The organism is Planktothrix prolifica NIVA-CYA 540 (assembly GCF_963864145.1).
Taxonomy (GTDB): Bacteria; Cyanobacteriota; Cyanobacteriia; order Cyanobacteriales; family Microcoleaceae; genus Planktothrix; species Planktothrix agardhii.
The window spans coordinates 4,003,353-4,015,571 of sequence record NZ_CAWLTW010000001.1; the positions used below are offsets into that span (position 1 = coordinate 4,003,353).

Annotated in this window: 11 protein-coding genes; 3 read left to right on the forward strand and 8 right to left on the reverse strand. The window is 37.3% G+C overall.

The window, feature by feature from the left end:
* Positions 1 to 49: 49 nt before the first annotated feature.
* Complete coding sequence (gene uvrA, locus AC559H_RS17600) at positions 50 to 3,181, reverse strand: excinuclease ABC subunit UvrA (RefSeq protein WP_051319507.1); 3,132 nt, start codon at positions 3,179 to 3,181, stop codon at positions 50 to 52.
* 132 nt (positions 3,182 to 3,313) lie between these two features.
* On the opposite strand from uvrA, the gene AC559H_RS17605 reads away from it, so the two are divergent.
* Both AC559H_RS17605 and AC559H_RS17610 read left to right on the forward strand, forming a co-directional pair.
* Positions 3,314 to 3,934, forward strand: a complete 621-nt coding sequence (locus AC559H_RS17605; protein WP_036831580.1) for a bilin-binding protein — start codon at positions 3,314 to 3,316, stop codon at positions 3,932 to 3,934.
* A gap of 11 nt (positions 3,935 to 3,945) precedes the next feature.
* Positions 3,946 to 4,344 carry a type II toxin-antitoxin system VapC family toxin gene (locus tag AC559H_RS17610; RefSeq protein WP_233427956.1) on the forward strand — a complete coding sequence of 133 codons (399 nt, stop codon included), beginning with the start codon at positions 3,946 to 3,948 and terminating at the stop codon, positions 4,342 to 4,344.
* Positions 4,345 to 4,682: 338 nt separating this feature from the next.
* Here AC559H_RS17610 and AC559H_RS17615 read toward each other — a convergent pair whose 3' ends face one another.
* The 6 genes from AC559H_RS17615 to AC559H_RS17640 form a co-directional block, all read right to left on the reverse strand.
* Positions 4,683 to 6,527, reverse strand: coding sequence for a hypothetical protein (locus AC559H_RS17615; protein WP_141293300.1), 1,845 nt, complete (start codon positions 6,525 to 6,527; stop codon positions 4,683 to 4,685).
* A gap of 495 nt (positions 6,528 to 7,022) precedes the next feature.
* Positions 7,023 to 7,382, reverse strand: a complete 360-nt coding sequence (locus AC559H_RS17620; protein ID WP_026787763.1) for a DUF5615 family PIN-like protein — start codon at positions 7,380 to 7,382, stop codon at positions 7,023 to 7,025.
* On the reverse strand, positions 7,360 to 7,707 hold the full coding sequence (locus AC559H_RS17625) for a DUF433 domain-containing protein (RefSeq protein ID WP_026787764.1): 348 nt from the start codon (positions 7,705 to 7,707) through the stop codon (positions 7,360 to 7,362). The genes AC559H_RS17620 and AC559H_RS17625 overlap by 23 nt, the downstream gene beginning before the upstream one ends.
* 2 nt (positions 7,708 to 7,709) lie before the next feature.
* Positions 7,710 to 7,949 (reverse strand): hypothetical protein, encoded by a 240-nt coding sequence (locus tag AC559H_RS17630; RefSeq protein WP_026787765.1) that lies wholly within the window; start codon positions 7,947 to 7,949, stop codon positions 7,710 to 7,712.
* Positions 7,950 to 8,026: 77 nt separating this feature from the next.
* Complete coding sequence (locus AC559H_RS17635) at positions 8,027 to 8,185, reverse strand: hypothetical protein (protein WP_158295768.1); 159 nt, start codon at positions 8,183 to 8,185, stop codon at positions 8,027 to 8,029.
* A gap of 54 nt (positions 8,186 to 8,239) precedes the next feature.
* Positions 8,240 to 10,390, reverse strand: coding sequence for a Tex family protein (locus tag AC559H_RS17640; RefSeq protein ID WP_026795446.1), 2,151 nt, complete (start codon positions 10,388 to 10,390; stop codon positions 8,240 to 8,242).
* Positions 10,391 to 10,537: 147 nt separating this feature from the next.
* Here AC559H_RS17640 and AC559H_RS17645 point away from each other — a divergent pair, with 147 nt between their 5' ends.
* Positions 10,538 to 10,984 carry an SRPBCC family protein gene (locus tag AC559H_RS17645; protein WP_026795445.1) on the forward strand — a complete coding sequence of 149 codons (447 nt, stop codon included), beginning with the start codon at positions 10,538 to 10,540 and terminating at the stop codon, positions 10,982 to 10,984.
* Between the two features lie 50 nt (positions 10,985 to 11,034).
* Here AC559H_RS17645 and AC559H_RS17650 read toward each other — a convergent pair whose 3' ends face one another.
* Complete coding sequence (locus AC559H_RS17650; RefSeq protein WP_051319508.1) at positions 11,035 to 12,147, reverse strand: S-layer homology domain-containing protein; 1,113 nt, start codon at positions 12,145 to 12,147, stop codon at positions 11,035 to 11,037.
* Positions 12,148 to 12,219: the final 72 nt, after the last annotated feature.

Below are 12,219 nucleotides of genomic sequence, written 5' to 3' on the forward strand. Positions count from 1 at the left end.
GGCTAGGGGAACTGTTCCCTGTTCCCTGCTATACTGACATTTTATGGCCTCACACCCCAGGCGCGACTGCTATATTTGTAGAATCATGTTGTTTTAACACCTGTTTTAAATAAATCCCGGTATAAGATTTATCATTTTTAACAATATCTTCCGGGGTTCCTTCTGCAATTAATTCCCCCCCTTTATCTCCCCCCTCTGGCCCTAAATCAATTACCCAATCTGCACAACGAATTACATCTAAATTATGTTCAATTACTAAAATAGAATTACCTTTATCCACTAATCTTTGCAATACATTTAATAATTGATGCACGTCATAAAAGGATAAACCCGTTGTAGGTTCGTCAATTAAATATAACGTTTTTCCCGTGGCTCTTTTAGATAATTCCGATGCTAATTTAACCCGTTGGGCTTCTCCTCCTGATAGCGTTGGGGCGGGTTGTCCTAACTGAATATAACCCAAACCGACATCCACTAAAGTTTGTAACCGACCTGCCGCCCTGGGGATATTTTGAAACACTTCTAAAGCTGTTTCTACGGGCATATTTAACACATCTGCTATCGAATATCCTTTATATTTTACCTGTAAGGTTTCCCTGTTATATCTGGCTCCTTTGCACACTTCACACTGCACATAAACATCGGGTAAAAAGTTCATTTCAATCACATTAACACCCTGTCCTCCGCAGGCTTCACACCGCCCTCCTTTAACATTAAAAGAAAATTGTCCGGCTTTATAACCTCTGGCTTTTGCTTCAATTGTTTCTGTAAAAACCTCTCGAATAATATCAAAAACTCCGGTATAAGTTGCGGGGTTAGATCTGGGGGTTCGACCAATGGGAGATTGATCAATTACAATTACTTTATCTAATACTTCTAATCCTTCTATGGCTTTTAAATCCTTGGGAAAAGGCACTTTTTTGGTAAAATGATGTTGTAAAGCCGGATACAGTAATTCACTCATTAAGGTAGATTTTCCCGAACCAGAAACTCCGGTAATACTAACCAGTTTTCCTAACGGAATTTCCACGGTAATATTATTTAAGTTATTGCGGGTAGCGTTAATTAATTTAATCCGTTTTCCATTTCCTTTTCTTCTTTCCGTAGGGGTTTCGATTTGTTTTCTTCCTGATAAATAAGCACCTGTTAAAGAGCGCTCAGTTTTTAACAAAACCTCTATATTTCCCTGAGCAACAATTTCGCCTCCATGTACTCCCGCCCCCGGCCCAATATCAACTAAATGATCCGCCGCCCGAATGGTTTCTTCATCGTGTTCAACCACAATTAAAGTATTACCTAAATCCCGTAATTTGATCAAGGTATTTAATAGTTTGGTATTATCCCGTTGATGTAACCCAATACTCGGTTCATCTAATACATATAAAACCCCCGTTAAACCCGCCCCAATTTGAGTCGCTAACCGAATGCGTTGGGCTTCTCCTCCTGATAGGGTAGATGCGGTTCTAGCTAAGGTTAAATAGTCTAATCCTACATCGAGTAAAAATTGCAATCTGGCTCTAATTTCCCGTAGGACTAATTCCGCTATTTTTGCCTGTCTTTCGGTTAGGTTTAACTGATTAATTCGGTTTAAACAATCCTGAATAGAAACCCCCGTTAATTCATCTATTTGATATTGTCCGACTCGCACCGATAGGGCTTCGGGTTTTAGTTTTTTTCCTAAACAAACTTCGCAAGGTTGATCAATTAAATATTGTTCTAATTTCTGCTTTTGTAATTCGGAAGCGCTATCTTGATATTGACGTTGTAATAATGGAATTACCCCGGCGTAGGGTCGATAATATCCTTTATTTTCTCGATAGCGAGAATCGGTTTCAATTAAAATAGGTTCCTCTGAACCATAAAGGATAATATGTTGTTGTTCTTTTGTGAGTTGATTCCAAGGAGTAGTAATCTCGAAACCAAAGGCTTGACCGATACTATGCAATATTGATAAATAATAGGAATTATCCTTATCTGACCAAGGAGCAATTGCAGTATAAACTGGTTGAGTTAAGTCGGGAATTACTAACTCTGGGGAAAAGGTTTTTAGATGTCCTAAACCATGACAACTCGGACAAGCACCAAAGGGAGAATTAAACGAAAATAACCGAGGAGAAAGTTCTTCCATCACCGCCCCATGTTCGGGACAGGCAAAATTTTCTGAAAATACCAATTGTAAAGATCCTATCCCTTCATTGAAATTATCAATACTAACTCCCCCCTTACCAAGGGGGGCTGGGGGGGTCGGAATACTAACTCCCCCCTTACCAAGAGAGGTTGAGGGGGTATGTTCAATACTAACTCCCCCATTACCAAGAGGGGTTGAGGGGGTCAGTTCGTCGCTATTTTCTGGATCTTTTTGGTTTTCAAATCTTGCCTGTTTTGATGTTATTGGTGTATCATTAGTATTAGGTGTATCATCTAATATTTTTATAATCGCAATTCCATTAGACTGTTTTAAACAGGTTGTTAAGGAATCGGTAAGACGTTCTTGTAGTCCTGGTTTTTTAATTAAGCGGTCAATAACAATTTCAATATTATGGGTATGGTTTTTGTCTAATTCAATATTTTCTGATAGTTCAAAAACCTCATTATTCACCCTAACCCGCACAAATCCTTGGGAGGCTAAACTCGATAATAGCTTGCGGTGAGTTCCTTTTTTCCCCCTAACAACCGGAGCCAGGATAATAAATTTTGTCCGGTCTGGAAGTTCCATGATCCGATCGCACATTTCATCAATAGTTTGGGGCGCAATATTGCGATCGCACATCGGACAATGCGGCTGTCCAGCGCGACCAAACAGCAACCGCAAATAATCATAAATCTCCGTCACCGTCCCAACGGTAGAGCGAGGGTTATGGGAGGTTGATTTTTGGTCAATGGAAATGGCGGGACTCAAGCCATCGATCGCATCAACATCGGGTTTATCCAGTTGTCCGAGGAATTGGCGGGCGTAGGCGCTCAGGGACTCCACATAGCGGCGCTGACCTTCGGCGAAGATGGTATCAAAGGCGAGGGACGATTTCCCAGAGCCGGAAACCCCGGTAAAAACGATCAGGCGATCGCGCGGTAACTCCAAATCAACATTTTTCAAGTTATGTTGTTTCGCCCCCCGAATGCGGATGGTGTTGGGGGAGTTGTTGGGATAGGGTAGGGGGTCAGAGAGTAATTTTGAGTTCACTACATTTCGAGTGGTACAGTCCTTAATTATCTTAGCGTTACCATTGGCATCTGGGAGTTGTGAATCTGAAAAGGGACTGTTACTATATTATGAGATAGTAAAAATCCTAGTAATAAAATACAGCTTAAAAAAATGGAAATCAACATTAATAGTACAATCCCATCAGTGAAATCTGAAAAACCTTTTCCAACAAGTCATGAACTCCAGCAGTTTATGGAATGGTTAAAATCAAATGAAACTCCCTGGGAAGCAGCCAAGTATTTAGGGGAGTATGAAAAACTAATCATTGAAAATACAATTCGATCTTTGAAGCACAGTCATCCCGATCTATTTTTAACTTCACAGAAGGAGGAAAAAATAACTGGTGATATTAGTTTTTATCTACATTTAATTGGATACTCTTTAGTCGTAAGTAATAAAACAGCATTAGGTGAAGCGTTAAAACCCAATATCCTTGATACTTTATCTTTATCTCCTAGCTGCTTAATTGAATCTCTCAATTTAATTAAAAATAATATTTTTCTTAAAGAAAATGCAAAGCAAGAGATTTTAGAGTATATAAACTATGCCATACAAAAAATTATTGAAAAGGACAAAAGCAAGAATTTAGAAGACGACAATTATCAGCTTCCTTTCTGGCAAAAAATCATAGAAATTGGGACAACTGTTTCTCAAGCAGAATGGGAAAAATTACCCAAAGATTTTTCTAAAAACTTTGAACATTATTTGTATGGGGTTGCTAAAGATTCATGAAGTTTATTTTCTTGGATACTTCTTATTTACAAGCTTTAGCTAATCCAGGTGATGATTTACATCAACGTGCAATAGAAGTAACAGAAAAGCTGGGTGCATTTGTTCCTGTCACCAGTGAAATGGTACTTACTGAACTTTTGAATGCCCTATCGAGCAAAGGTCGGTATTTGCGACAAATTGCACTTGAGATTACTACTAAATTACAAAATGATTCACAGGTTGAAATAGTTCTTCAAACCAGCGAATTGTTTAAAAGTGCTGTTGAATTTTATAGCCAAAGATTGGATAAAGGTTACAGCTTAACAGACTGTGCTTCAATGTTAATTATGCGTCAAAAAGGAATTCAAGATATTTTGACTTATGATAAACATTTCCTGCAAGAAGGGTTTAATGCGTTGCTTAGAGAATAAGATAACCTTTAGAGGCTATTATAGAAAGAAAATTGTAAAAAGAGGTTAAGTCAAAAGGTAATCAATAACTAACCTCATTTCTGCTTAATATAGCTTTTAAAAATGGGATTTACAGTAAATAGCGATCGCTATGACACAACTTGATCATCTCACACATCCCATCACCAAACCGTAAACAAAACTGATTTGCTGTTGCTGAAATCAGAACAAACTTGATATTTTGGGCAACAGCTTTATCCCAGTGCTGAAAATATTTTTACCTCTAACAATTACCATATTTATCGCTATGAACCATTGACGAGAAGAACAAGAGAAACCTAGAAACGATAGAGATATAATTACTTACCTAGATTTTTATTTGATTTCAAATAAGATTTAGCCCAAGAATATCGATGAGGATCTTTTTTCAGTAGATATTCCACGACTGTTCGGCGCTTATTTTCATCCTTAGCATTTTTAACAATTTGCTTCATTTCCGCATCCTGATCTTTCGGTGAAGCACCCCGTTTAATCGCTTCTTCAAACCAATGTTCACCCACCAAAAATTCCCCTCGCTCAAAACAAATTGCACCCATTAAAGTGTAAGGATGATGACTATTGGGTTGATACTCAATTGCTTTTCGCGCACAAGTTTCAGCCTGATCTAGTTTATCAACATCACGAAAAGCACCGCCTCTTGTTGTTAATAAAGCTGATTTTAGCTTATTTTCTTTAATCGCATTAAAATTTATATTTTCTGTTAATTTTAAGGCTCGTTGTGGTTCATTTGCTTTACGCCAATGACTACTCGCATTAGGCAGTTTCCATTGATTTCCTGTTTGTTGGTACTCTTGTTCATAGAAAGTTGCTTCGATTTTATGATAAGCAATGAAAATTTTACTCCTTTTATTACTATCAGTTCTATTAGAGATATTATAGAAACTATTATTACTATAATATGAATGATAGAAAAGATTCTTTTCTATCAGCCAAGCCACCTCGATTTCCTCAAGTCGATTTCCTTTTTCTAGTTTCTTTAAAATTGGGTACAAGCGACTAGAAACTACTTTATCTGGATAGTCTGAAAGATCATACTTAGACTTGAGAGTTGCAAAGTGTTTTTCTTTAGCAAAAACAATAATATCTTCACGCCCATTCTGTTGAAGCCAATCAATATCAGCTTGACTTAATTCCTCGCCTTTTTTGATAGTAGATTTTAAATGATCAGCATATTTTTCAATAGCAAAAACAATAATATCTTCACGCCCATTCTGTTGAAGCCAATCAATATCAGCCTGACTTAACTCCTCACCTATTTTGATAGTAGACTTTAAATGATCAGCATATTTTTCAATAGCGATCACTATTGTATCCATGAGTTTACGCTTTTTAAGAAAGTTAATATCCTGATCAATTAGCTTCATATCGGCATCAACTTTTTTCAGAACTCTATACAAATGACTAGAGGGTAAACTATCCTGAAAACTGGTTGCTTTATACTTAATTTTTAGTTCGTTAAACTGTTCTTTTTGTTCAATTTCTAAAACAATACTAAGAGTTTCATTGAGTTTATTATCTTCTAACCATTTAATATCAGACGAGCTTAACTTTTGGTTAGAATCAAGAGTTTTTAGAATTTGATATAGGGGACTAAAAACAGATAAATCCAAGTATATTGTCGCTTTATACTTTTCTTTAAGTTGTGAAAATTCAGCTTGTTTTATTGCTTGTTTTTGACCAACAATTGCTGAAATTTCTAACAATTTTTGTTGTTGGATAAATTCAACATCTTTCTCATTTAAGTCTGCTTCAGATTCTAATTTTTTTAAAATTGAATACAACGGGGAGTCTTTAGGTAAATAACCATCAAATTGATCTACTTTATACTTAATTCTTAGCTGTTTAAATTCTGTAATTTGTAAAGATTGATCAGCAACATATTTAAGAGAATTTTTTATTAGAAAATCAATTTCTGAATCGGTAATTTCATGTTCTGAATCTAGCTTCCAAAGAATAGAATAAACAGGACTATAATTCTTGTTCATTCTATGGGTGACATTATACTTTACCCTTAACTGATCAAATTCTCGATCTAATTGACGGATAGCTTGTGCTTTATCCTCTTGTTCTTTTTTAATGGTTGTAATCGTTTCTAATAGTTGGTTGTCGAGTAACCAATTCCATTCTATGTCATTGATATCCATTCCTAAATCTGCTTTTCGCAAGATCAAATACAAAAGACTAGAGAGGGATGAATTTTCATAATCAGTTGCTTGATACTTAGATTTGAGGGCTACAAAATATTCGAGGGAAAATTGCGAATGGTGGTTTATCATAGAATTTGAATCAATTTTATATCAGCTTACTACACAGCCTGCTCCCAGAATTTCGGAAACGACCGAGGCTATTTTTTTTCCTAGTTCCCCTGGTTCTAGGGAACATCTGCTACAGGCTCTGCTACCTTATAAGCATTTTAGGTAGAACCTAGAAATGCTAGAAATGAAAGAACGAGACGTTGCTGAACTTTTTTCTAGTTCCCAGGCTCATGCCTGGGAATATATAATAGAGGCTCCGCCTCTTGTTAAAGGTGGCAGAGCCACCCCAATATCATTTCTAGGTAGAACCTAGAAACTAGGGGAGGAGAGAAGTTTTAGGAGGCGATCGCTCTAAGTTATTATGATAATATATTATGATAATAGTTAATAAGGAATCCAGTCTAATTTGTCTAACCACTCCTGAGCCTCAGTGATTTCCCAAATTAACACTAAAGATTCTGACCAAGTTCTAATTGTACCACCTGGACGTAGCCAAACTAATCCCCAAATATGACCTCCTTCTCCCCAATGATCCTGCAAATGTCCTCCCATACTATTGCGGTTATCGGTTACTAATAATCGTTGCGATACTTCCAAATAATTCAGCAATTCTGGATCAAGAGTTCCTAATGGGGGTGCTTCTGGTTCTCCCACTCGGATGATATCAATATCTGTATTGAAACGTTGTACCGCTAACTTCAATTTTGGCGGTAAATTTTCATCAAGGAGAAACCGAACTTTCATATTTTAATTTCTCCTGTTCTCTCTGTTGCTTAATCGCTTGTAAACGTTGTCTTAACGGTGAAGGATGAGTTATAAACTCTTGATAATGCTGTTCTCGCTGTTTCCATAATCGCAATAAATAAGCATCCATCGCAGAACGATTTTGTAAATAATAGGTTATCACAGCATAGATTTTTTCAAGGTTCAGGGTGGGTAATTCCTGTAAAATTTGTTCTGGGGTGTATCCATCCAGATAATATTTGATCACATCCTCAATACCAATGCGATGACCTTTGAGGTGAATTTCATCAGGATTAATAAATTCTAAATAATCTTGTAACTGCATGGTTAAAACGATACCTTATATTGTTCTTCAGCAAATTGCTCAAAATCTCTAAACCGTCCCTGTTCAAAATCTTCTAACCCTCGTTTAATGCCCTCAATCGCTGCTTCTATATCATCCGTTTCCCATGTTAAGATTTGATTGAGAAGTTCAGTGACAACATAATTAATATCCTGTCCTTGCTTGGTGGCTTTTTCTCGTAGTTTTGCTTCGAGTTCGGGAGTCAGTGTTACAACAATTGACATAAATATTTTTTGAGTGTTGTTAACCTTTACAGGGTATTATAGCAAGAAATTAGAGCGATCGCTAGGTGAAGGATGAGTTATAAACTCTTGATAATGCTGTTATCGCTGTTTCCATAATCGCAATAAACAAGCATCCATCGCAGAACAATTTTGATCACATCCTCAATACCAATGCGATGACTTTTCAGGTGAATTTCATCAGGATTAATAAATTCTAAATAATCTTGTAACTGCATTGTTAAAACTATACACTTTTAAACCCCAATTCAGAGGAATTTTTAACTCCTTGATTACAATTTCATGGTTAAACTAATCCGTTTTAACTTCTCATTAATTTCCATCACCCGTACTTTAACAACTTGTCCCACTTTAACAAATTTATTCGGATCATCGACAAATTGATCGGCGAGTTGGGAAATATGAACTAACCCATCTTGATGGACTCCAATATCAACAAATGCACCAAAAGCCACCACATTCGTCACACTTCCTTCTAATTCCATTCCGATTTTTAAATCGGTTATTTCTTTAATTCCTTCTCTGAAAGTCGCATATTTAAACTCAGCCCGGGGATCTCGTCCGGGTTTTTCTAATTCGCTAATAATGTCTTTTAAAGTAGGAATACCGATAGTATCAGTAACATATTTATCCAGTTTAACGGATTTAATTTTATCCTTAAATTGACTAATATTATTTAAGGTAACGCCTACATCCTTCGCCATAATTTCCACAACCGCATAACTTTCGGGGTGAACTGCGGTATTATCTAAAGGATTAACACCTCCTCTAATTCTTAAAAATCCCGCCGCCTGTTGAAAGGCTTTTGGGCCCAATTTAGCGACTTTTAACAGTTCTTTTCGGGTTTTAAAGGCTCCATTTTCATTGCGATAATTGACAATATTCTGAGCAACTGTTGGGGTAATTCCTGATACAAAGGTTAATAATTCTTTAGAGGCGGTGTTTAATTCCACTCCCACATAGTTAACACAACTTTCCACAGTATCATCCAGTTTTTTCTTTAATAACTTCTGATCTACATCGTGTTGATATTGTCCGACACCAATGGATTTTGGATCAATTTTTACTAATTCTGCTAGGGGATCTTGTAACCGTCGTCCGATACTAATTGCACCCCGCACCGTTAAGTCTAAATCGGGAAATTCTTGCCGCGCTACATCACTGGCGGAATAAATGGATGCACCGGATTCATTTACCATAACTTTTATCGGTTTTCGCTCTAATTTAGCGATAATTTCCGTTACAAATTCATCGGTTTCTCGTCCGGCGGTGCCATTTCCAATGGCGATTAATTCTATTTTATATTTATCAATTAATTGTTTAACTTTTTTTGCTGCTTCTTGACGTTGACCTGCTGCTTGATGGGGAAAAATATTATGATATTCACAGAATTTTCCGGTTTCTGATAATACTGAAACTTTGCACCCAGTTCTAAACCCGGGGTCAATAGCTAAGGTGGGTTTCATTCCCGCAGGGGAGGCGAGTAATAATTCTCTTAAATTTGATTCAAAGGTTTTAATTGATTCTAAATCGGCGTAGGTTTTGCGATCGCTTCTAACTTCACTGATTAAAGATGTTTTCATTAACCGATTAAAAGCATCTTTTAACATCGATTGATAGATGCTTTTAATAATAGGATTTTTAGTTTTAATTTCCTGAGATTCTAAATGAGATAGAACAAAATCTTGATCAAATTCAATCTCAACTTTTAAGATTCCTTCGGTTTCTCCCCGCAATAATGCTAACAGATTATGGGGTTTAATATCCTGTACATTTTCTCGATATTGGCGGTACATTTCAAATTTAGTGCTTCCTTCGGGATAGTCGTCTTTAACTAGGGAAACAAATACCCCTCGATTCATTAAATATTCTCTTAAATAGGCTCGTAAATTCGCTTTTTCCGATACGATTTCTGCTAAAATATCAGAGGCTCCATTTAAGGCATCTTCAATAGTTTTAACGCTTTTTTCTTCGGAAATATATTTTTTTGCTTCTGCGTTTAAATCAAAACTTGGGGAATTGGGTTGATTAAAATTAGCAATAAATTGAGCTAGGGGTTCTAATCCTTTTTCTTTGGCAACGGTGGCGCGAGTTCTGCGTTTAGGTTTGTATGGTAAATATAAATCTTCTAGTTCGGTTTTTTGTAAACAGGTTTCGATTTGTTCTCGGAGTTCATCGGTAAGTTTTTCTTGGGATGCGATCGCTTCTAAAATACTTTTTTTCCGGTCTTCCAATTCCGTTAAATAGGTATAACGTTCTGAGAGATCCCGCAGTTGAATTTCATCTAAGGAACCCGTAATTTCTTTCCGATATCGCGCTACAAAAGGAATGGTTGCTCCCTCGGAAAACAGTTGTAGGGCGTTTTCTACCTGAAAGGGTTTAAGAGACAGTTCTTGAGCGAGAATTTGAGAAATATTGAGCATAGGATTCAAAATTAATAGTGACTGTATCTAACCTTAATTCTATCATATTTAATTCAAAAGAATAGCCCTAAATTTTGTATTTTACCAAACTCGATAGAAACTAGCAAAATAGCTTATAGTTATAAGTTATCTGAATTTTAGAACGTTATGCAACACTTTAAATATTCGTCGATTATTCATGCCCCTGTAGAAGTAGTTTGGGAGTTTCATACCCGCCCCGATATTTTGCAAGTGTTAACTCCCCCTTGGCAACCTGTAGAAATTCTGCGACGGGAAGGAGGATTAGAAATAGGGGCAATGTCTGAATTTCGGATAGGATTAGGGTTATTTTCCGTGCCATGGCTTGCGGTTCATACTGAATATAAACTATATCAGTTATTTACCGATGAACAACAGGAAGGAATACTGGAAAGTTGGGTGCATCGACATCAATTTGTGGCGGAAAATGGTCACACCCGTCTAACGGATGCGATCGCATTTTCCCTACCCGGTGGAGTCTTAGCAGAACAAATATTACAAAGTTGGGTTAATAGTCGTTTACAAGATATGTTTCATTATCGTCATCAAGTCACAAAAAAGGAATGTGAAACCTAAAACCCATTCGTAATTCGTAATTCGTAATTCGTAATTCCCCATTAGAATTACTATTTTTGTTGAACCGGTTTGACTAAATAGTCAGAGGAAATCGGTTCTGCTTTTTTTTGATAGACTAACCCTTGGTAAATCATCGAGGTAACTTCCCCATAAGTCGCCGATTGGTTTGGATTTAAGGTATTTTGATCAGGATAATTAACCACTAATCCGGCTTCTGTTGCTGCTGCAACACCTTCAATTGCCCAAGGCGGAATTTGATCCGCATCCTTAAATATTTTTAGGGTTTCTTGGGAATTAGTCGCAGGTTTTAAGCCTAAACCACTCGCTAAAGCCACTAAAACTTGAACCCGAGGAATCGACTGTTGGGGTTTAAATATATCATTGGGATATCCCGCCAAAAAACCCGATTGATTAGCCGATTTCAGATCGGATTTATTCGCAGAGTTTTGAGGAATATCTTTAAATTGAATAGCAGGTTGTTTAGGTTGAGGATTAAACGCTTTTTGTAGTTCAGTTGCAAATTGTTCCCGGGTAATTTTTTCATCGGGTTTAAACTGTTTTTGATCCGATTGAACAGCCCGATTTTGATTAGCAAAATACAGGATAAATGGAGTCGCCCAATAGGATTCGGTCGTTGTGGAAGATGGGACAACGGCAGAAGGTAAAGGGGTTGTACAAATATTTCCTGTCGTGGGTTGAACCGAACAAGCGGTTTTTGTTGAAGTTTTGTTTTGGGACTGAGTGCCTGGGATAATTTGGGGTTTGAGGGCGGGCTGAATCGGTTTCTGTGCCGGAGTTACAAAGACTAATCCCAAAATAGCTGATTCAGGTTGTTTCACCTGTGGTGTCGGTGAAATGGGGGTTGTTATTGCTGGGGTGGGAGTTTCCGAGAGAGGGGAAACCCCATCGGGAGGGGAATCTTTTGGGATTTTGGCGACACCTGGATTGGTTGAAGGGATTAGGGTTGTGGGGGAGGTTAAATTGGGGTTGAAAACTAATTTTCGGTTGGATTGACTTAAAACCCAATATAAAATTGTCCCAATTGTGGCCAGGGCGACAACAATGGCGATGATCTCATCTAGGGGGAGATTAGACCGAGGATTGGGGGGATAGGATTGTGACATGGATTCGGTGGCTAAATTAATTTCGGAATAATAAAGCACCCCTTAATTGGGATGAAGGAGTGCCTTTCAAATAGACAAAAAACGAGGGGAATTTAGGGGATAAAATCCACC